Annotated in this window: 20 protein-coding genes; 10 read left to right on the forward strand and 10 right to left on the reverse strand. The window is 45.4% G+C overall.

Going from position 1 to position 21,697, the window contains the following annotated elements:
- Nucleotides 1-33 precede the first annotated feature (33 nt).
- A complete protein-coding gene (locus ACO05V_RS03265) occupies nt 34-525 on the forward strand; it encodes a TRAP transporter small permease (protein WP_421847455.1) in 492 nt (163 codons plus the stop codon).
- Nucleotides 518-1,828 carry a TRAP transporter large permease gene (locus ACO05V_RS03270; protein WP_421847457.1) on the forward strand — a complete coding sequence of 437 codons (1,311 nt, stop codon included), beginning with the start codon at nt 518-520 and terminating at the stop codon, nt 1,826-1,828. The genes ACO05V_RS03265 and ACO05V_RS03270 overlap by 8 nt, the downstream gene beginning before the upstream one ends.
- Nucleotides 1,829-1,906: 78 nt before the next feature.
- On the opposite strand, the gene ACO05V_RS03275 is transcribed toward ACO05V_RS03270, so the two are convergent.
- The 8 genes from ACO05V_RS03275 to ACO05V_RS03310 all read right to left on the reverse strand — a co-directional run bounded on the left by ACO05V_RS03275 (nt 1,907) and on the right by ACO05V_RS03310 (nt 11,201).
- On the reverse strand, nt 1,907-2,686 hold the full coding sequence (locus ACO05V_RS03275) for an IclR family transcriptional regulator (protein WP_421847459.1): 780 nt from the start codon (nt 2,684-2,686) through the stop codon (nt 1,907-1,909).
- Between the two features lie 388 nt (nt 2,687-3,074).
- Entirely contained in the window at nt 3,075-4,115 is a 1,041-nt protein-coding gene (locus ACO05V_RS03280; protein WP_421847461.1) for a peptide ABC transporter ATP-binding protein, read from the reverse strand.
- A complete protein-coding gene (gene dppD, locus ACO05V_RS03285) occupies nt 4,112-5,080 on the reverse strand; it encodes a dipeptide ABC transporter ATP-binding protein (protein ID WP_421847463.1) in 969 nt (322 codons plus the stop codon). The genes ACO05V_RS03280 and dppD overlap by 4 nt, the downstream gene beginning before the upstream one ends.
- 11 nt (nt 5,081-5,091) lie before the next feature.
- Complete coding sequence (gene dppC / locus ACO05V_RS03290; RefSeq protein WP_421847465.1) at nt 5,092-6,006, reverse strand: dipeptide ABC transporter permease DppC; 915 nt, start codon at nt 6,004-6,006, stop codon at nt 5,092-5,094.
- Between the two features lie 10 nt (nt 6,007-6,016).
- On the reverse strand, nt 6,017-7,027 hold the full coding sequence (locus ACO05V_RS03295; RefSeq protein WP_421847467.1) for an ABC transporter permease subunit: 1,011 nt from the start codon (nt 7,025-7,027) through the stop codon (nt 6,017-6,019).
- A gap of 115 nt (nt 7,028-7,142) precedes the next feature.
- A complete protein-coding gene (locus ACO05V_RS03300) occupies nt 7,143-8,735 on the reverse strand; it encodes an ABC transporter substrate-binding protein (protein ID WP_421847469.1) in 1,593 nt (530 codons plus the stop codon).
- A gap of 520 nt (nt 8,736-9,255) precedes the next feature.
- Nucleotides 9,256-10,125: an NAD(P)-dependent oxidoreductase gene (locus tag ACO05V_RS03305; protein ID WP_421847471.1), complete on the reverse strand. Its 870-nt coding sequence runs from the start codon at nt 10,123-10,125 to the stop codon at nt 9,256-9,258.
- Between the two features lie 455 nt (nt 10,126-10,580).
- Nucleotides 10,581-11,201 (reverse strand): SGNH/GDSL hydrolase family protein, encoded by a 621-nt coding sequence (locus ACO05V_RS03310; RefSeq protein ID WP_421847473.1) that lies wholly within the window; start codon nt 11,199-11,201, stop codon nt 10,581-10,583.
- A 95-nt stretch (nt 11,202-11,296) separates the two neighbouring features.
- Between ACO05V_RS03310 and ACO05V_RS03315 the strand changes: the two genes are divergently transcribed.
- Nucleotides 11,297-12,109 carry an aldehyde dehydrogenase family protein gene (locus ACO05V_RS03315; protein WP_421847475.1) on the forward strand — a complete coding sequence of 271 codons (813 nt, stop codon included), beginning with the start codon at nt 11,297-11,299 and terminating at the stop codon, nt 12,107-12,109.
- On the forward strand, nt 12,058-12,726 hold the full coding sequence (locus ACO05V_RS03320) for an aldehyde dehydrogenase family protein (protein ID WP_421847477.1): 669 nt from the start codon (nt 12,058-12,060) through the stop codon (nt 12,724-12,726). The genes ACO05V_RS03315 and ACO05V_RS03320 overlap by 52 nt, the downstream gene beginning before the upstream one ends.
- Nucleotides 12,727-12,791: 65 nt before the next feature.
- Here ACO05V_RS03320 and ACO05V_RS03325 read toward each other — a convergent pair whose 3' ends face one another.
- Together ACO05V_RS03325 and ACO05V_RS03330 are read right to left on the reverse strand one after the other, a co-directional pair.
- Nucleotides 12,792-14,777 (reverse strand): methyl-accepting chemotaxis protein, encoded by a 1,986-nt coding sequence (locus ACO05V_RS03325; protein ID WP_421847479.1) that lies wholly within the window; start codon nt 14,775-14,777, stop codon nt 12,792-12,794.
- 159 nt (nt 14,778-14,936) lie between these two features.
- On the reverse strand, nt 14,937-15,686 hold the full coding sequence (locus tag ACO05V_RS03330) for a DeoR/GlpR family DNA-binding transcription regulator (protein ID WP_421847481.1): 750 nt from the start codon (nt 15,684-15,686) through the stop codon (nt 14,937-14,939).
- Between the two features lie 141 nt (nt 15,687-15,827).
- On the opposite strand from ACO05V_RS03330, the gene ACO05V_RS03335 reads away from it, so the two are divergent.
- Genes ACO05V_RS03335 through ACO05V_RS03360 form a run of 6 tightly spaced genes read left to right on the forward strand, consistent with a single transcriptional unit; the run spans nt 15,828 to nt 21,668 of the window.
- Entirely contained in the window at nt 15,828-16,805 is a 978-nt protein-coding gene (locus tag ACO05V_RS03335) for an ABC transporter substrate-binding protein (RefSeq protein ID WP_421847483.1), read from the forward strand.
- A 50-nt stretch (nt 16,806-16,855) separates the two neighbouring features.
- Nucleotides 16,856-18,538 carry an ABC transporter permease gene (locus tag ACO05V_RS03340; RefSeq protein WP_421847485.1) on the forward strand — a complete coding sequence of 561 codons (1,683 nt, stop codon included), beginning with the start codon at nt 16,856-16,858 and terminating at the stop codon, nt 18,536-18,538.
- Nucleotides 18,526-19,569: an ABC transporter ATP-binding protein gene (locus ACO05V_RS03345; protein WP_421847487.1), complete on the forward strand. Its 1,044-nt coding sequence runs from the start codon at nt 18,526-18,528 to the stop codon at nt 19,567-19,569. The genes ACO05V_RS03340 and ACO05V_RS03345 overlap by 13 nt, the downstream gene beginning before the upstream one ends.
- Nucleotides 19,566-20,681 carry an MBL fold metallo-hydrolase gene (locus ACO05V_RS03350; RefSeq protein WP_421847489.1) on the forward strand — a complete coding sequence of 372 codons (1,116 nt, stop codon included), beginning with the start codon at nt 19,566-19,568 and terminating at the stop codon, nt 20,679-20,681. The genes ACO05V_RS03345 and ACO05V_RS03350 overlap by 4 nt, the downstream gene beginning before the upstream one ends.
- The gene (locus ACO05V_RS03355) at nt 20,665-21,219 is read left to right on the forward strand and encodes a histidine phosphatase family protein (RefSeq protein WP_421847491.1); all 555 of its coding nucleotides are present in this window, start codon (nt 20,665-20,667) and stop codon (nt 21,217-21,219) included. The genes ACO05V_RS03350 and ACO05V_RS03355 overlap by 17 nt, the downstream gene beginning before the upstream one ends.
- Complete coding sequence (locus ACO05V_RS03360; RefSeq protein WP_421847493.1) at nt 21,216-21,668, forward strand: HAD family acid phosphatase; 453 nt, start codon at nt 21,216-21,218, stop codon at nt 21,666-21,668. The genes ACO05V_RS03355 and ACO05V_RS03360 overlap by 4 nt, the downstream gene beginning before the upstream one ends.
- Nucleotides 21,669-21,697: the final 29 nt, after the last annotated feature.

Raw genomic sequence — 21,697 nt, forward strand, 5'->3', positions numbered from 1 at the left:
TGAGAGCCCATATAGCTTTTAAGAGGTAAGTTTATGAAGTTATTGAATATTTTGACCCGGCTTCCTATCTGGTTCGGCGGGATTTTGATAATTGGTGTTATTTTTCTAACGGTAATAGATGTTATTGCCAGAAAATTTTTTAATACCGGATATTTTGGCCTAGTTGATGTGACTCAATTAGCCGTCATTGGTTTTGCCTATCTTGCTATGCCTAGAGCTTTTCTAACTGGAGCGCATGTCGCGGTTGAGCTATATGATGATCGATTATCTCGCCGAGCAGATCTTATTTTGAAGATGTTTGCATTGCTGCTGAGTATTTTCGTTATCAGTATCCTTTTATGGTATGGCTGGATTCAAGCTTCCCGAGTGCAACGTTATGGTGACGTTTCGCAAAATGCCTCCATTCCGATGATTTATTATTGGGCTTTATTGTTGGGAGGCATGGCGCTGAGTTGGTTAGTGTGCGTTTTACAACTGGGGCTTAGTTTTTTTAGATGTATTAAAGGTGGGCCTTCTGATGTTTGAGACAGTCGCTATTGAAGCATGGGGAGGTGTTGGCTTTGCCTGTCTTCTTTTGCTTGTTTTTCTTCGTGTTCCTATTGCTATAGCAATGTCGACGGTTGGTTTGATCGGCGGTATTTTACTGACCGGTCTAAAACCTGTTGGTTTGACTTTCGCTGCGTCAGCATTTGACAGTGTATTTCCGTATAGTTTTTCGGTCATCCCTCTTTTTATCTTAATGGGGGTATTTGTAACCTACGCCGACTTATCCAAAAAGCTGTATGACGGCATGTATGCTTTAGTTGGGCATTGGCGTGGTGGAATGGCGCAGGCGACTATTGGGGCTTGTGCCATGTTTGGGGCTATTTGCGGTTCATCATTGGCGACGGCTGCAACGATGACACGTGTTGCCATGCCACAAATGCGTGCGCGTGGTTATGATGATGGTTTAGCTGCGGGTGCGATTGCCGCAGGTGGTACGCTTGGTATTCTTATTCCTCCTTCTATTATCTTATTGATTTACGGTATTTTAACCGGCACTTCGATAGGAAAGTTATTTATTGCCGGATTGATTCCAGGTTTCATTGGCATGCTGTTGTATCTTGGAGCCGTACGTTATGCTGTATGGCGTAATCCCAAAGCCGCTCCGGTTGAAAAAAAGGCGCCAATGGCCGTTCGAATGCGTCAGTTAGGCGCTGTTTGGCAGGTTATTTTGTTGTTCGGTGTGGTACTTGGTGGGATTTACACTGGTTGGTTCTCTACTATCGAAGCCGCTTCTGTCGGTGCTTTTGGCGGTCTACTCGCTGCGATTATACGTCATAGGTCTTTATCTTTTCTTCCTAGTGCGCTAGAAGAAGCGGCGAAAACGACGGCGATGATCTTTCTCATTATTGTTGGGACGGCCGCTTTTAATGCCTTCATTGAGCGAACGCATCTGCCCAATTTAATTGTTGGCTATGTCGCTGATATGGGGCTTTCATCAATGCTCGTACTGATCCTGCTGCTGCTGATGTACCTTATTCTTGGCTGTGTGATGGATGGACTATCGGTGATTTTTGTCACTATCCCAATAGTCTTTCCATTAATTCAGTCTCTGGGGATTGACCCTGTTTGGTTTGGTATTTTATTAGTATGTGCAACGGAAATTGGGCTCATAACGCCACCGGTGGGGATGAACCTCTTTATTATTAAAGGATTAACTGAAAATATAAATATTCGGGTGATATGGAAAGGCGTTACACCGTTTATTGTCGCGGATATCTTGCGGATCGTTGTGTTATTTACCTTCCCAATTTTAACCCTTTACTTGACCATGGATGTTCATTAAATAGTTTGGATATTCTACTAAACAGCGTTTCAGGCCGAGATATTGGCTTGAGCCTGAAGTGTTGTTTAGTCAATAGTATCAGCGAGTTTCTATTTGGTGTCCTAGTGCATTAGATAATTTTTTGCTGGTGTCACGTAATTTGTTGGCTAAAGAGCCATTTAGTGAGTCATCGAAGGTGTCAATCCAGCCTAATGTTGTAATTGAAAACGCGAGTTGTCCATCGCGGTCAAAGACGGGTGCACTTAAGGCTGAAATACGTGGTAACAAATCACCATGCACATGACCTAGTCCCGCTCTCTTAGTCGCTAATTTAACTTCTTCAAGGTCAAAGCCGCTGTTTGGAGTGATGAGATCTTTTGTTAATTTTTCATCTAGCCATGTTAGAAATACATGTCCTGTTGCAGATTCGATAAGAGGCATCGTGAAACCGGTTCGTACTTCAACCGAAACAGGATTGAAGCCGTCAAAATATCTAATGATCGTTGCCCCATGAGAGCCCCATAATGAAATGAATGTTGACTCGCCAGTGTTATCTCGGAATTCTCGTCCAGCTTCTACCGCCAATTCGACGGGTTCTAAACGACGAAGTGCACATAAGCCGAGATGCAGTGCAAATTCGCCCAGTTCGTAATGACCTCCAGACCTTTGTTGAATCACTCCGCTTCGAGTGAGTGATACCAAATAATGGTGTACCTGAGGCGAAGCCATACCAGTCACATGAGCAATGTCTTTAACGCTTAATGGGCGTTCAGAGTGCTGAAATACTTGGAGAATATCAAAAGCTCTATCGACTGATTGAACTCCTTTTCGAACATCAGTAATAGAGTCCGAAGTTTCAACGACTTTAGTATTTTCCATTGTTAACTATTACTCACTTTAGGCTAATTCGTAAGGCGTATACTGGCTACCCAGCAAGCTCGTTAAATAACATCGTCTTTAAATGGTATAATACTATTTGAGATGAAAGTTTAAAAAGAATTATCGTTCTTTTGCATGGAAAAAGAGAGCGTTAGGGCATGGTTTAAATTTGGAGATATTGTTCTCTAGGGTATGAGTTTATTGTTTGCATGAAAGCAATCTTCATATGTTATTCAAGAGTTATAGACTTAAGTAATGGAGAGTCGTAGCGGAAAAGTGCTACTTTTTGTGTAAGTATGATTTTTTAAAAGATAAGCATTAAGTACATTGTCGGCAGAGTCAAATAGCATTCCATCGATAATGTACTTAATGATTTATAGGACGGAGTTTACGCTGCTCCCACTTCAATCGCTTCAATACGGTTTTCTTCCACAGCATGACAAGCAATCATGTGGCCTTGTTCTTGCTCCGCTTGATCGTCTAATCGTAGCAATGGCGTTTCGGTTTTACAGCGGTCGTTGGCATAGCTGCAACGTCCGTGGAAAGCACAGCCAGAAGGTGGATTGAGCGGTGAAGGCAGTTCGCCTTGTAGTTTGATGCGAACTCGACGTTTATCTGGCGAAAGCTGCGGCGTACTAGACAGCAATGCTAAGGTATAAGGGTGTTTGGGATTCTCGAACAGCTGCTCGCGAGTCCCTTGTTCAACCACTTTACCTAGATACATCACCATGACGTCGTCGGCGATGTGTTCCACCACAGACAAATCATGAGAGATGAACACATAGCTCAAACCAAACTCTTCCTGCAAATCCATCATCAAGTTCAATACTTGCGCTTGAACCGACACATCCAATGCGGACACGGGTTCATCGGCAACGATGACATTTGGGTCGAGCATCAAGCCACGAGCGATGGCGATACGCTGACGTTGACCACCAGAAAACATGTGTGGATAACGGTCATAATGTTCGGTTTTTAAGCCGACTTTCGCCATGATCGTGAGAGCTTTTTCTTTGCGCTCTGCTTTGGAAAGCTTGGTATTAATCACCAATGGCTCTTCCAATATCGCGCCAATTTTCTTACGTGGATTCAGCGAGCCATAAGGATTCTGGAAAATGATCTGGATCTTCTGGCGCAACTTCGCCTGAGCGTCTGCGCTTAAGGTTAGTAAGTCTTCACTAAGGTGAGCAAGCTTGCCGCTGGTCGGTGTTTCAATCATGGTGAGCATGCGACCAAGCGTCGACTTACCACAGCCTGATTCACCAACTACAGCAAGGGTCTTACCTTTTTCAAGATCGAAGCTAATACCATCGACGGCTTTTACCACGGCGTCAGATTTAAATAAACCTTGCTTGACGTGATAATGCTGTTTTAGGTTTTCGGCTTTCAAAATTAATTGGCTATCGTATGAATGGTCAAGAGTATTCATGCGGCTGGTCTCCCTTCGCGGTCCAATGGCGTATGGCATTTCACTTGGCGATCAAGGTCGCCTTGGTTCGCAGGTTCAACCTTGCGGCAATGATCCGTCGCATAAGGACAGCGTGGGCTGAGCAAGCAACCCAATGGGCGATCATATTGACCTGGAACCACTCCTGGTAACGCTTCAAGGCGTGCTTTGCCGGAGGCAGACTCAGGCAAAGAAGCCAGTAAGGCTTGCGTGTAGGGATGTCTTGGGGTGCTAAAGACTTCCGACGCAGGGCCAGATTCAACGATTTGTCCTGCGTACATAACGATAACGCGATGAGCCACTTCGGCCACAAGAGCCAAATCGTGAGTGATCAACACCAAGCCCATTTGCTTCTTGCGTTGTAATTCGATCAATAGATCAATGATTTGTGCTTGAATGGTCACATCTAAGGCAGTTGTCGGCTCGTCTGCGATCAATAAGCGTGGATCACAGGCAATGGACATGGCAATCATCACACGCTGGCTCATGCCGCCTGATAGCTGATGAGGGTAATTGTCCAAACGCGATTCGGGTGCAGGAATACCCACTTGTGTTAATAATTCAATAGCGCGCGCTTTTAGCTCTTTCTTACTGCCACCTTGGTGCGTTTTTAACGCTTCAATGATCTGATATCCCACGGTGAAACATGGGTTAAGGCTGGTCATCGGATCTTGGAAGATCATCGCAATATCGGAGCCAGTTAGCTTACGACGTTGCTTTTCTGGCATGGCTTGCAGATCTTGACCGTCGAAGGTTAATTGGTCTGCGCTAACTTTACCTGGGAAATCGATCAAGCCCATGATGGACAATGAACTCACACTCTTACCTGAGCCAGATTCCCCAACGATGCCGAGAACTTCCCCTTCTTCGACCTTGTAACTGATGTTATCTACGGCGCGAAAATTGCCGAAGGTAACGCTTAAATTTTCCAATTGTAACAGTGACATAACAACCTCTCTTACTGTTTCAACTTGGGATCAAGGGCATCACGCAAGCCATCACCCATGAGGTTAAACGCCAGTACTGTGATCAAAATCATCAAACCGGGGAAAGTAACCACCCACCAAGCGCGCTGAACAAACTGCAACGCATCGGCTAACATAGAACCCCATTCAGGAGTCGGTGGTTGTGCGCCGAGGCCAAGAAAGCCAAGGGCTGCCATATCTAGGATGGCGCTGGAGAAGCCTAACGTTGCTTGTACAATCAATGGCGCTAAGCAGTTTGGCAAGATACAGATGAACATCAGGCGCAGTGGGCTAGCACCGATTACGCGTGAAGATGTCACATAATCTCGGGACATTTCGGCCATGGTCGCCGCACGGGTCAAACGCACATAATGCGGTAGCGAGACAATGGAAATCGCCAAGGCAGCATTCACTATGCTTGGCCCTAAGATGGCAACGATCGCAATCGCCAACAACAAGCTTGGCATTGCCAACATGATATCGACGATACGCATGATGGCTGTGTCTATTATGCCTCTGAAATAACCTGCTACTAGACCCAGTAAAATGCCCATGACCAAAGACGCAGTAACCGCGACAAGGCCAACGGCAATAGAAAGACGTGAACCATAAATCAAGCGAGACAAGATATCTCGACCCACATCGTCAGTACCCAAAACAAAAGACCAGTTACCACCGTCTAACCAAGCGGGTGGCAATAACAGCGCATCGCGATATTGGTCAGATGGGGAATGCGGCGCAACAAAGTTAGCAAAGACTGCCATAAAGCAAATAATCGCAATAACGACTAAACCGGCTACAGCGCCTTTGTTACTGCTGAAATAATGCCAAAACTCTTGTAGTGGCATCATTGGCACAGGTGCGGTCAATGGAATGTCTGTCGTGGACGTTTTAGTAGATGTTGTCATAAACGCCTCCTTATCGGCTGTGTCGAATTCGTGGGTTAACAATGCCGTAAGTGATATCTACCAAGAGATTCACGACAATGATGATACAAGCGACAATCAAAATACCGCCTTGCACAACGGGGTAATCACGGCGTCCGATAGACTCGATCAACCATTTACCAATGCCTGGCCAAGCAAATACGGTTTCGGTCAAAATTGCGCCAGATAACAAAATACCCACCTGTAAACCGATTACGGTAATAACGGGGATCAAGGCGTTACGTAGCGCATGAATCACGATGACTCGCCAAGGTGCAATACCTTTCGCGCGCGCCGTACGAATGTAATCTTCGCTTAAAACTTCCAACATAGAAGAGCGCGTCATACGAGCGATAACCGCCATAGGAATGGTGCCGAGAACAATACTTGGCAAAATTAGATGCGAAACGGCAGAAGAAAACGCCCCTTCCTCGCCTGATAATAATGAGTCAATCAACATGAAGCCGGTAACGTCGTCGATCCAATACACCACGTCGATCCGCCCGGATACCGGCGTCCAACCCAGATTAACGGAAAATACCAACATCAATAGTAGCGCCCACCAAAATATGGGCATGGAATAACCGGTCAGAGAAAACGTCATCACCGAATGATCAATGACAGTTCCCCGCTTAACGGCCGCAATGATACCTGCAGGCAAACCAATCAGAATCGCAAAAATAGCCGCACAAAATGCTAACTCAATGGTGGCTGGGAAAAGCGTGAGGAATTCTTTCATTACCGGCTCTCTGGTAATGAGGGAGTTGCCTAAATCACCTTGTAAAACTCCTGTGACATAGTGGTAGTACTGAACATATAACGGCTGATCAAAGCCTAGTTGAGCACTTAGTTCGGCGTGGCGTTCTGCGCTCACACCACGTTCACCGGCCATAACTTCAATTGGATCACCGGGGATTAAACGAATAAGGGTAAAAGTCAGCAAGGTGATTCCGAGAAAAGTCGGAATAACAAGGCTTAAGCGACGGAAAATAAATTGGAACATAAAGGACTGGCTCTCTTGAGATATTATGTGATCGAGCAAACTGCTCGGTCAGCAAAGAGTTTACCCACGTCCCAGTGAGTAAACTCTTTGTCATCGTCCGAGTAAGGACTTACTTCTATTTACTTACGTTGTAGAAGTAGTGACCGCCAAGTGGGTCGATTTTGTAGCCTTTCACTTCTTTACGGATTGGCTCGTAAACCACTGAGTGAGCGATGGTGATCCAAGGTGCTTCACGTTTGAAAACAACCTGAGCTTCTTCGTAATCTTTCGTACGTTCCGCTTTGTCAGAGGTTTGTTTTGCTTTTAGAAGTAAGTTGTTGAACTCTTCGTTACACCATTGTGCACGGTTAGAACCTCCAACGCCGTCACAACCTAGCAATACATATAGGAAGTTATCTGGGTCACCATTATCACCAGTCCAACCTAGCAACACGGTATCGTGCTCACCTTTCTTAGAACGGTTTAGGTATTCACCCCATTCGTAAGAAACGATTTCCGCTTTCACACCGATTTTAGACCAGTCTTCTTGCATAATTTCAGCCATACGACGTGCATTTGGGTTATATGGACGTTGTACTGGCATTGCCCAGATGTTGGTAGAGAAACCGTCTGGATAACCGGCTTCAGCAAGTAACTTTTTCGCTTTTACTGGATCGTATGGGTAATCCACAATGTTTTTGTTGTAAGACCACATAGTTGGTGGAATCGGGTTTTTAGCGACTTTACCTGCGCCTTGGAAAACCGCATCAATGATCGCACTCTTATCTGTTGCTAAGCTTAGCGCTTGGCGAACACGAGGGTCCGTGAAAGGTTTTTTCTGCGTGTTAAATGCTAAGTAACCAACGTTCAAACCTTCTTGACTCATTAGGTTGATGTTTGGATCTGCTTCCATTTGCTTAAGATCAGCTGGGTTTGGATACGGCATCACGTCACATTCGCCTGCTTTTAATTTTGCATAACGAACCGAAGCGTCTGGTGTGATAGAGAAAACAAGACGGTCGATTTTCGCTTTGCCTTTCCAGTAGTCTTTAAACGCTGTGTAGCGGATCAAAGAGTCTTTTTGATACTGAACTTTTTGGAAAGGTCCTGTGCCAACTGGATCAATGTCCAATTTTTCAGGCGTACCCGCTTTCATATAAGCATCGGCTTGTTCTTTAGAGAAGATTGACGCAAAGTCCATAGCAAGGTTGGCAATGAAAGGCGCTTCTGGTTTCGTCAAAACGAACTTAACCGTGTAGTCGTCGACTTTCACCATCTCTTTAATCAAGGTATCCATGCCCATGCCAGTGAAGTACTCGTAAGAGCCGCCGGACACTGTGTGGTAAGGATTTTCTTTGTTGCCTTGACGGTCAAAAGTGAAGATCACATCGTCGGCATTAAAATCACGTGTTGGCTTGAAGTCTTTAGAAGAATGGAACTTCACGCCTTTGCGTAAATGGAAAGTATATTCAAGACCATCGCTTGATACATCGTAGCTTTCTGCAAGGCCCGGCTCTGTTTCTGTCGTACCGAGTTTGAATTCAACTAGACGGTTGAACATGTTCTTAGATGTGGCATCAAAAGTTGTTCCAGCAGTATAAAATGCTGGGTTAAAGCCCTCAGGACTACCTTCTGAACAATAAACCAGAGTGGATGCAGCGTGAGCAGATGTGCTAATTGCTCCAGCGGCCATAAGTGCAAGTGTTAGTGTAGTTAACCCTTTTTTCATTGTAACTCTCCATTAGCATAATTATATTCGTGTCGAACACGTGGGAAGTCGAATCAAGGTATTCGTTACTTTTGTGAATATCGGTAGGTTAAGAGCCATCTTGGTCGTTCGAGTCTTTTTACTGTTTTAAAACAAACCCCATCCAAACTCCTAGTTCGAATGGGGTTGCTCTGCCTCGTCCCTGAGCCCCCTTTAGCCATAAATAATGATCCTGAATAAACAGAAGCATCAAAAACAGCGTCTCTGAAGATTACTCAAGCCAATTTAAATAACCAATCGAAATAACGATATGTCTTATGCGTGTAATGAATACAAAATCTCTATAAGGAAGGGAAAGCCTTGAGAGCAAAGGTTTTGCAGGGAGTTTCGTGAGTAAGGAATATGGAAAAAAAGAGATGTTTTTTTATAAAAAAGTTCAAATAAATGATTTGGAATGAGGTCTACAGCTACTTTTTCGCTCTTTTTGGCGGCGGTTTAATGCTCCCTCACAGAAACATTAAACCGCAGTTTGCATTTTAAATTAGGCTTTTTTATCAAGTGCTTTTATTAGGACAGAAGTGTCTTGACGACCACGGCCTTCTGCTATGAGTTCTTGGTAATCCTGATCAACGGCCTGAGTTAATGGGATTTTAATGCCCATTTTTTCGGCTTGAGCAAGACACAGACCTAAATCTTTATGCATCCATTCAATCGCAAAGCCAAAATCAAACTCGTTTTTCGCCATGGTTTCGCCACGGTTCTCTAACTGCCAAGAACCCGCCGCGCCATGCTTTAGCGTATCGACAAGTGTTGCAATGTCTAAGCCTGCTGTCTGGGCGAAACGAATACCTTCAGACAAACCAGACAATACACCGCCAATAAGAATCTGGTTGACCATTTTTGCGATCTGACCATTACCTACTGGACCCATTAAGCTGGTGGCTTTTGCATAGCAATCTAATACCGGCTGAGCTTTATCCAAGTCGCTTTGCGAACCACCTATCATCACGGTTAATACGCCATTTACTGCGCCTGCTTGGCCACCAGAAACGGGTGCATCCATAAAGTAGAAACCACGTTCTTGAGCAGCTTGATGAAGCTCTTTTGCGACTTCGGCAGAAGCTGTTGTGTGATCAATAAACAGTGTGCCGGCTTTTGCTTGTTGGAATGCGCCGTCTGGCCCTAAATATACGGCGCGTAGATCATCGTCGTTACCGACGCAGGTTAATACGATGTCGGCATCTTGCGCGGCAAGGGCCGGTGTTGTCGCGAAAGTGCCCGTGTATTCTTGACACCAATTTTGAGCTTTTTGTGTAGATCGATTAAATACCACAACAGAATGGCCCGCTTTGCTCACATGTCCTGCCATTGGGTAACCCATGGTTCCGAGTCCGATGAAGCTTACTTTCATTGCGTTTCCCCTTAACTGCTCTTGTTCAAGTGATGGATTTGATAGACAAATTTGATAAACAGATCATACGGATTTGTTTAGCAATTACGAGGTACAAAAAACAAGGAAATGAAGCATACAGAAGCAGATTAATGCTATTTGGGTGGTATTTTTGTCGTTGTTTTGATAAGGGCGCTCACCCATTATTCCTGTGGATAACTTTGTGCAAGAAAATCTGAGTGAGCGATTATTTCGTTAAAAAGCAAGTATGAGCAAATAATCGTGCATAATTTATACGATTTTCATTCATTCCTTTTGCGTTGCTAGATCTTCCCTTCATTGTCAATAGCTATAAGCGACAAAATCTAATTAAGGCATCTTAATAATCTTATCTAGTTGAGATTGGTTCGTTTCTATAGAAATAGTCTAATTCCCCAGAAATTATTAAAAAACAAATATAAAACAATATCTTAATGTTAGATTTCATCCTTTATTAAAGAATATATCGAGTTCGCTAATTGCTCATTTGCTTGTGTGTCCAAATGTACGCCATCTATCTCGCTTGGCTGTAAAACCCCAGCCGCATTGAGAAAAATACATTGGTTGCGAAAGGCAATATCTTGATAGTACTGGTGAAAATGTTGAGACTTTTCAATGGCACCGTCAAAACTTTCGGCCAAAGCGCCTGTTGGGGATAAAATATTTGGCGGAGCGATCACCACAAGGGTTGGGACTGGAAAATCATGAGCATTTGGCATTCTTGACTTTTCGATCAGTTTCTCCACACCTTTTGCTGCTTCATAGGCACCGACATTGAAGTGTCGCTTCAAATCATTGGTCCCTAACATTAAGATTAAAATATCAACTGGGCCAAAGGTTTCTAATGCCGCTTGGAGGTACAACAATCCGTTTCTACCTTCTAAAAAGGGGTCATTCCAAATAGTCGTTCTACCTGGCAAGCCAAAGTTAATCACTTGATGCCGCTGGCCCAATAACTCATTTAATATAGTTGGCCAGCGTAGATGTTTTGGATAACGTCCACCGTTAGGAATTCGCCCCCAAGTAAGCGAGTCCCCGTAACATAAAATAGTCGCCATGATTTGCTCCTTGCATTCGTTATGAATCATTAGATAGTGTAGCCAAAGATAGGGAGTTTGATCATAAAATAATAACGAGAGGCGAAGAGGCCATCATGAACACCACACCTTCTACTTTTTCTTCTAAGGACGACATCTACTCGGCATTATCGCACCTGAAAAATGTGGCTCAGCAAACGCCCTTTCCATCTGCCGAAAAGCGACGACAATGTCTCACTCGTTTACAAGCCGCGTTAATGGATCATGAAATCTCTTTATTAGACGCCTTACAAAAAGATTTCGGACAGCGCGCTCATGAAGAATCTAGGCTGCTTGAGCTTGTTCCTTTAATTGGAGAAATAAAGCATGCGAGACGTCATCTTGCGAAATGGATGAAACCATCAAAGCGTAACGTCCATATTAGCACCTTGCCAGCCAGCGCTCAGGTGTTTTATCAGCCAAAAGGTGTTGTTGGTGTCATTTCACCTTGGAACTATCCTGTGTTGCTGTCTCTGGGGCCTTTGGTGGGCGCATTAGCCGCTGGCAATAGAGTGATGATGAAGCTGTCGGAGTTTTGCCCTGAAACCAATCGGGTGATACGTGACATTGTGGATCAGGCCTTAGGTGAGGATTGGGTTGCCGTGGTCGAAGGTGAAGCCGACATCGCCAACGAGTTTAGTCTGCAGCCCTTTGATCATCTGTTGTTCACCGGTTCGACGTCCGTGGGCCATATTATTATGCGCAACGCCGCCGAGCATTTAACGCCTATTACCCTAGAGTTGGGCGGTAAATCTCCTTTATTGGTAGCGCCGTCGGCGGATTTGCGGGATACCGCTAAAAAATTGGTATTTGGAAAAATGCTCAACGCGGGGCAAACTTGCGTCGCGCCAGATTATGTCATGTGTCATGCCGAGCAAAAGCAGACCTAATCGATTATATAAAGCAGGAGCTCTCGGTTTATTACCCAAAGGGTGTGCTGAGTCCTGATTACACCAGTTTGATTAATGCCCGCCAATTGGATCGCTTAAAGAATTATTTAGAGCAAGCGAGAGCGGCAGGCGTTGAATGTGAAAACTTGATGCCGCAAGGCCCAGAGCAAAGCGATGGAAAGCTAGCGTTACATCTTCTGCATCAACCTGGCGATGAATTGGACGTGATGCAGGACGAGATCTTCGGGCCTTTGTTGCCGATTTTCACCTATGCTGATATGTCCGACGCTTTGTCTTACATTCAGCAAAAACCTCGGCCTTTATCAATGTACTTGTTTACGCAGCAAAGTGACGATCAACAGCGTTGCGAGGAAAGCATCGCCAGTGGCAGTTTGGTGATTAACCACACTTTGGTTCAGGTAGCGCAAGCGGATTTGCCGTTTGGTGGGATTGGTGAATCAGGAATGGGCGCTTATCACGCGGAAGAAGGCTTTCGCACCTTTTCCCATAGTAAATCGGTATTACGTAAACGTGGACCAAACCTCCTTGCTCTACTTCGCCCGCCATATCGACGCTCTATTCATCGGTTAGTCGCAAAATTTTGGACATTCCTGTAAACATAAAAAATCCCACACTAACTAATTAGTGTGGGATTTTTGAGTTACTGTGTATCTGAGCGTTTTTATTTCAATGCGTTGAGTCGCTTCGCAATGTCATCGATTTCTTGGCTCATACGGCTAAGTTGGCTAGAGTCGCTGGCGTTACTACCAGTCAGTTCCTGTAATCGAGAGACAAACTTGCTTAAGTCTTGAGACACTTTTTGCTGCTCTCCCGCTGCCACCGAGATTTGCGTTGCTTGATCGGTGATTTGAGAGAAAGCGCTAACAACTTGTTGCAAGTGGCTGGCTGTTGATTCAGCTGTTGCGACGGCGCGTTCTGTTTCACTGTGTCCAAGCTCCATTGAGCTAACAGATTCTTTCGACGCAACTTGCAGGCGTCCTAGAACTTGCTCAATTTCTACCGCCGAGCTTTCACTCTTCGCAGCAAGATTACGAACTTCATCGGCAACAACGGCAAAGCCTCGACCTGTTTCCCCTGCTCGAGCTGCCTCAATCGCCGCGTTTAATGCCAGCAAGTTGGTTTGTTCCGCAATGTCACGGATAACACCCAACATGCCGTTGGCACGACGACTGTCTTCGTCGAGCTTAAGAATGTTGGTTTGCGCTTGTGTCATGGCGCTGGTGAGAGAACGCATGGTTTCGATAACAGTATTCATTTCATCGCCACTGCTACGAATGTCTTTATGAATGCGTTCAACGGTTTCTCTGGTTTCGTTGGCGTACATCGCCACATCGTGAGAGGTCGCGCCCAGTTCTTCTGTCGCGGCGGCCAACGTAGTGTTTTCATCGCTTAGGCTGTTGGCTTTACTTAAAAAGTCGTTACTGAAAGTGCTCAAACGCCCAGCATCTTTTACAAGATTGGCGGATTCAATATGAATTTGTTCCAGCAATTTTTTCAGTTTATCGCCATAAGCATTAACCGCCTGACGTAAATCACCCAGCTCATTTAACTTGCCTACCGTTAGTGCCTGAGTGCTGCCACCATCAGCAAGTTCTTGAATTTGCGTAGTCGTTTGAGTGATTTGACCCAATAAGCTACGGAAGAAAGAAGCCGCAATAATACTCACGATGATCAACAAGGCGCCAATAACAATCATCAAGAACAAGCCCATGCTTTGAGCGATTTCTGTCATTCTTGCTTTCGGTACGACTAAACCAATGGTCCAGCCTGTTTGTGGATGTTTGATTAAATCCACATACGCTGCACCATCTAAAATGGCGTCGTGATCAATGGAGATAACTTGTTCTGCTCCGCTTATTTTTGTCAGAGCGGGTTTTAGCCAAGGTAGTTGATTGCCAAGTTCCGTGGCGGTTAGCATGCTGCCGTCGTTTTTCACTAAGTTGGCTTTGTCTTTCGGAAAGCTTAATACTTGGCCTGCCTGATCAATGGCGAAAACGTAGCCTTGGTTTTCTGTGCCGTATTGTTCAAGCGATTTAGTAACACCATCAAGCATCATATCGACTGTGCTTACACCGATAAATTTATTGTCTTCTTTCATCGGAATGGTACAAGTCACCATCGGAATCTTAGTGACAGGATCAATATAAGCTTCTGACCAAGCACATAACTTGGGCGAGGATGTTTTGCCGACTGTGTACCAAGCTTCATTGTGATAACCCGATCCAGCCGGATCATTATAGTCATCAAGGTAATTCATCTTGGAACCATCGCGACCCCAAAAAAAGCTGCGGCGCTCTGTTCCTTGTGTAAAGGCTGAAGGCTCTGGCCAAATACCGCCACCTGCAATACTTTTATCATCGTGGTTATTAATAATGCTGGGGAAAATTTTCTTGAAGAGCGCTTCTTCTTTAGGAAGTTGAGAGCCAGCTAAAGCGAGAGTACTGGTGAGGAGTTGAATCTTTTCTAATTTTGCACTGAGTAATTCGCTTAATCCCTTCTGATTTACTGATATTTGTCTTTGCCTTTCTGCGGTTAGATCGGGTTTAACTTTCGTTTCTATAACAAGAAAAATACTGGCAAGAGCGAGCAAAAGAATGACCAGTAAACCAATATTAATCTGCTGTCGAATTCTAATAGGTGATTTCATAGTAACCTCATTCTGTACAACACGGGGAAGGGTATATAAGACAATAGTCTTATATAAACAGTGAGGGCAAGAGTATTTTTTATACAATCCATATAAAGGCATTATCCTGTTTGAGTTTTTCAAATTGATTTTTTATTTTATATATTAGACTTACGATTGTTAATACAGTATTTCAACGTTTTGGTAACTTAATATACTTAATAAAGACGAAGAAGGTTTGTGGTCTGTAATAACGCAATCATAATCGCTCATTTTTCCCCATAAACAGCGAGATTCTTTATCAAACTTTGTACTATCGATAACCAGAATTCGATAATGGCAATGTTCGACAAGAGCTTCCCTTGCCATTACTTCATCGTCAGTGAAATCAAATAAGTGTCCTTGCTTGTTGGCGGTTGCGACAGAAAAAATGCCAATATCCGCTCGATAGCGCTGAAAGAAGCGCATGGCGTCTCCGCCTATGACATCTTGATCTCGCATTCTTACACGACCACCGGAAATAGTGAGCTCACAGTCGGGATGCTCACATAAATTACGTGCGGCATGAAGATTGGTCGTCATTACCTGCAAGCCCTGAAAGAGTGAAAGCTGATTGGCGACTTCAGCCACGGTTGAGCCGCTGCCAAGAAAAATTGATTGATAACCCGCCAGCTTGCTGACACAAAGGTCGGCAATGTGCTTTTTTCCGGCCGCATGGCGGATTCGTCTTTGATCAAAGCTAATGTTCTCTCGGTGAGGAAAAGGAATAACTTCGCCATGGCTGCGCAATACCAAGCCTTTTTCCGCTAATAATCGAATATCCGAACGAACGGTTTGTACTGAAACCGAAAATTCATCAGCAACGGCCTGTAGTGTCTGGCGTCCTTGTTTATTCACCCATTGCACAATGTCATAGTGTCGTTTATTCATAATCCTCCCTTTTATAGTGACGTTTTTTAATGACGATTTTCGAAACGAAAGTCGCTCTACATTAAACGAAAAATTTTCGTCACTATAATGTCAAATTATGTCGGTATTGTTGCAGCTCACTTATCAAAAAGAGAGTTTCCCATGACTGTTAAGAAGACCTTGTTGCTTTGTGCCGCGGCACTTGCTTTTCCTCTTTCCGTACAAGCTCAAGACGTTTTGACTCTGTACACAAGTCAACCAAACAAAGACGCACAAATGACGGTGGATGCGTTCGAAGCGGCTAATCCAGACATTAAAGTGGAATGGGTGCGTGACGGAACCACAAAATTGATGACGAAACTGCGTGCAGAATTGTCTTCTGGCGTGGTGAAACCGGACGTGTTGTTAATCGCAGACAGCGTCACCATGGAATCCATGGTGTCAGATGGTTATTTGTATCCTTACTTAAGCCCTAATCGCGATCAATACGAAGACACTTTGTACAGTGAAGAGGGTTATTACTATGGTACGAAACTGATTACGACTGGCATGGTTCGCCACAAAAAAGCGCCACAACATCCGACAGATTGGTCTGATTTGGTTAAGCCTGAATACAAAAACCAAGTCGCGATGCCGAGCCCTCTGTATTCTGGTGCCGCACTGATTCACCTTGCCACGCTAACAGACGATAAAACCTTAGGCTGGAATTACTATGAGCAATTACACGCCAACCAAGCGATGGTGCAAGGCGGTAATGGCGGTGTGCTTAAAGCGGTGGCATCAGGCACCAAACCTTACGGTGTGATTGTGGATTTCTTGGCAATACGTGAAGCGGCGAAAGGCTCACCGATTGAATTTATCTTTCCTAAAACGGGCGTGTCCATGGTCACTGAGCCAGTGGCGATCATGAAAGGTGCGAAAAACAAAGCTGCAGCGAAGCGTTTTGTAGACTTTCTCTTATCGAAAGAAGGTCAAGCTCTGGTATTAGAACAAGGCTATTTGCCAGCGCGCAGTGATATCGGCGTGCCAGAAGGTTTCCCTAAACGTGCAGACATTCGTTTGATGCCGTTCGATGCTGCAAAAACATTACGTGACAGTGATGCCAATAAAGCACGCTTTAGCAAGATCTTTGAAGGTTAAGCAAGATGACACCTTCGTTATTTAAAAGACGCTTTATGGATGGAGCTTCCATGGATAGCCAGCTGCGCTGGCTGTCTATTGGGCTTTTCGTCCTGATTGCAGCGTTAAGTGTATTGCCAAGCCTGCGGTTATTGGTAGAAGCCTTGAGTCATACGACCTTTTCAACATCGTCACCTATGGCAGAAGTGCTGCGCAGCGAACGTACTTGGATTGCCTTACGCAATAGCTTTTACACTTCAGGATTAGGAACGCTGATCGCGGTGATCTTGGGTTGTGGCTTTGGCTTTGTGGTGACGTTAACGAATATTCGTGGTCGCGCCATTTGGGTGTTTTGTTTTATGTTGCCGATGATGATTCCGCCACAAGTGACGGCGTTGAGTTGGTTGCAACTGTTTGGCCCAGCGAGCCCAATTTTAAATACGTTAGGCATCGAACCAGCGTTGGGCAGCCCACAACCTATGTATTCAGCGGAAGGCATTGCCTTGCTGTTAGGCATACAAAGTGCGCCCTTGGTGTTTCTCGCTTTGCGTACTCAGCTTATTTCATTGCCACAGGATTTATTAGAAGCCGCTCAACTATCTCGTGCTTCTCAGTTTCGAATTTGGGTCGATATCATTCTGCCTTTGTGTCGCAGTGCAATTATCGCTGGCGCCGCGTTAGCGTTTGTTTCGTCTCTGGGGAATTTTGGTATTCCGGCGATGTTAGGAATTCCTGCAGGCTACATCGTTTTACCCACCTTGATTTATCAGCAAATGGCAGGATTTGGTAACGATATGCTGAGCCAAGTGGCGGGCTTGTCGATGATTATTGCGTTGTTGGTGTTGGCGGGCATGTTGTTACAGCAATGGCTACAGCAACGCAGTCGTTATGCTTTATTGGGTCATACGGCGCAGTCTTTGTCTTTTCGTCTTAAACAATGGCGTTTGCCTCTCGAAATTCTGCTGGCTTTGGTGTTGTGTTTTATCTTGGTCGCGCCGCTGTTTGCTTTGATTGTCAGCTCATTGGTACCAGCGCTCGGCATGCCATTGAACGCGGATACCATTACCTTTGCCGCGTTTTACGAAATGATTGGGCGTCAAGGTGTTACGGCTAGAGCCTTTGAAAACAGCGCATTTTTGGCTTTTTTTAGTGCTTTAGTCTTGATGCTGGTGTCTTTGCCACTGGGTTATCTATTAATGCGTTTACCAATGCGAACCAGAGCTGTGATCGCCAGTTTGATCGAGGTGCCTTACGCCATTCCCGGCATCGTCTTAGCCATCGCTTTTATTCTGTTGTTCGCCAAGCCTTTGCCTTTTATCGAGGTCAGCTTGTACGGCACTTTGAGCATTATTTTCTTGGCGTATTTGTCTTGTTTTTTAAGTGTCTGCTTGAAGCCAGTATTAAGTGCCATGTCGCAGCTTGATCCTGCGTTAGAAGAAGCCGCTCAGCTGGCCGGCGCAAGACCAATACAGCGCTTGATTGATATCATCTTACCACTCACTGCACCGGCCTTTTTCGCTGGTGGATTATTAGTGTTTTTGATTTCCATTAACGAGCTTACGGTGTCCGCTTTGTTGTGGAGCGCAGGCAATGAAACCCTCGGTGTGTTGATTTTTAATCTCGATGAAAGTGGCGATAGTGTTTTGGCCTCGGCCATTGCTGTGCTGGTGGTTTTACTGGTCGCAGGGCTAATGAGTTTATTGAGTCTGTTTGCCCCTTGTCTGCCCAAAGGAGTGATTCCATGGCACGGTTAATATTGGATGGCGTTGAAAAATCTTTTCATGGCGCGCCAGTTGTAAAAGGTTTGAATTTAACCATTGAGCCGGGTGAGTTTGTCGCCTTACTTGGACCAAGCGGCTGTGGTAAATCGACCATTTTAAGGATGCTGGCAGGATTTGAGAACGTTTCAGGTGGTCAAATCATTCATGGCGATGACTGTCTTTCTAGTTCGACGCGTCATGTGCCAACAGAAGAAAGAAATTTCGGCATGGTGTTTCAATCCTATGCACTTTGGCCGCATATGACGGTGAAAGAAAATGTCGGCTATCCGCTTAAAGTACAGAAAACGCCGACGGCAGAACGCAACAAGCGAATTAAAGACGCTCTGGAAATTGTTCAGTTAGAAGAATACGCAGATCGTTTGCCAGCGCAATTAAGTGGCGGGCAGCGTCAGCGTGTGGCGCTGGCGCGCAGCTTGGTCACCGAGCCTGATGTGGTGTTGTTTGACGAACCGCTCGCCAACTTAGATAGACATTTGCGAGCGACGATGGAAGAAACCTTCCGCGCCTTTCACAAACGTACTGGCGCGACCATGGTTTATGTCACCCACGATCAATCCGAAGCCATGTCATTGGCCGATAAAATTGCTGTGTTGAATAAAGGGCAGTTGGTGCAATGGGGAACGCCGCAGGAATTGTATGCAAGGCCGAGAAATACTTGGCTAGCAAATTTCATCGGTCGAGGCTCTGTGTTGTCGGTGGCTGCGGTTGCGCCTTCGCAATACGTGAGTGGTACCAATTTGCACGAGTTGATTCGTCAGCATTCGCCGGACAAAGCGGCCAGTTCTGTGCTGGTGCGTCCACAAGATATTCATTTTGTCAGCGCGGACGATTCAGCACTGGCGGTTAGCGTTCACAGCTGTATTTTTCGTGGCGAGCGTTACGATATTGAATTGACGCTAAACGATGGCCAGCGCTTGCTGGCGTACAGCGATGTACCTATGACGTTAGAAAGCCAACATCAGGTTAGTCTTGGGCAAGCTTGGTCACTTGAGAGTGAGTCATGAAGGTTAGTATTGATATTCTAAGTGGTGCCGGAAGGAAAACCGCCGCCGCAATTTTAGTCACTTATAAAGCCGATTCTCAATCAAAACCGATTCGCTTTTTACTTGATGCGGGCGGCGCGTTAGAAGTTGACGAAGACAAAGGCTGGACGCAACCGGATCATTTAGACGCGATTTTTATTTCTCATGATCATCAAGATCATATGGGCGGTTTGATCGATATTGATAGCCAAGTTCCGGTTTACGCCACTTTGCCTGTGCAGCAGCAATTGCCAACGCATTTGAACCTCCAAACCTTGCCGATTTGTGGCACGACGAATGTGTCTGGGATTAAGGTGACAACGGGTTCGGCAGGTCATTCTTTCGGCGGCGTGTGGTTGCATCTTGATGTGGGCGATGGCGTATTTTACAGCGGCGATTTTAGCCTCGAATCTGGCTTGTATCCTTTCACCATGCCGCCAAAGGCGGATGTGGCTTTGCTCGATGCGTCTTACGGCTTGTACGACAATTCATTAGAGCAATGTAAAAACGCCTTGCTGCATTATCTGAAGGACGAGCGCGCCTTGCTGATGCCTGTTCCACAAACTGGACGAGCGTTAGAAATGGCCTGCTGGTTAACTTCACTAGGGTTTCATGATTGGACTCTAGGAGAAGATTGCATCGCGCCTGAAACGGTTTTGGCTGGGCCTAAAGACAGTGTGTGCGCCGACATTCGTCCTGTCTTGGAAAGCATGAAAAGCCAACCATTTAACCCCAACGCCAAAGTAGTTTTATGTGGTGATCCCGATGGATTGAGTGGCGAAGCCGCGGTGTTATTACAACAACCAGAGCGATATTTGCCCGTTTATACCGGACATTTGCCGGAACACGCTCGTCAGGCCGTGAGCGAAGACAGGGCGCATTTTGAGCGTTGGAATGTGCATCCGCGTAAGCAAGATCTAAAACGGCTGGTGGGTCATCTTGACTGCCGTATTTGTGTTCCCTTGTTTCACACCATGAAAGACCTAAATGAGTGGCGACAGGCCCTTGGCCCAAGCGTCACCGCAGATTCTTATATTGAGTTAGATTGTATCGAGTTAGAGTGTATAGAGTTAGATTATGACCTTAATACCTAAACCTTTTGTCTTTGCGCGTCATGCGCAGAGCGAGTTCAACGCGGCGTTTCGCATCGGCGGTTTTACCGACAGTCCGTTAAGCGCAACGGGAATTCAGCAAGCCAAAGACGCCGCGCCAATATTAAGTGTGATTGATTGGAGTGTGGTGGCAACTAGCACCTTACAACGTACCCAAGAAACCGCTTTTTACGCAGTGCCAAAGCAAACAACTGTTACTTATGAGCAACTCAAAGAACGCAATTGGGGCGACCTTGAAGGCAGCCCGATAGAACAACAACTGCCTTATGACGTGACGCCGCCTAATGGTGAATCTTGGCAAGACTTTGAAAAACGTGTACTCAGCGCATTGAATGAGATCCTCAGCGAGAATTCGTGGCCTCTAATTATCGCTCACTCTGGCGTTTATCGAGTGTTAAACAATGTCATCAACGGCACACCTTATTGCCCAAGAATTGGCAACGTTACTCCTATTTCTTTTATGCCTAGCCAAGATGAAAGTGGCTGGGAAATTACCCCTTTTAAAGGAAGCTTTACATGATACCAAATGCCGTAATTGTCGATTTAGATGGCACGCTTGCCGAATTCGATCACACCGAAGTCGCCCATTGGGTGCTCGGTGCAGAAAAACATTGGGATCCTTTTTTTGAGCATATGAAACATGCACCAGTGATCGAAAATGTGCTGCGCTTGGTGAATATTCTCAAGCAACAAGGCCAACATATTTTGATCTGCAGTGGCCGTCCGGAATCCCATAAACAGCATTCCCTTGAATGGATTCAAAAACACCAGATTCCCTGCGATGGTATTTATCTTCGTCCTGACAATGCTGATGAAGTACCAGATGAAGAGGTAAAGAAAGCCTTGTTGGAGAAAATCCACGCAGATGGTTTCACACCTTGGTTGGTATTGGATGACCGTGATGCGGTAGTACAAGGCTGGCGTAACCTAGGGCTGACTTGCCTACAGTGCGCGCCGGGGGATTTTTAATTATTTTTGTGTGATGAGCGGGAGATGCT

Source organism: Marinomonas sp., assembly GCF_965225885.1.
In the GTDB taxonomy this organism is placed as follows: domain Bacteria; phylum Pseudomonadota; class Gammaproteobacteria; order Pseudomonadales; family Marinomonadaceae; genus Marinomonas.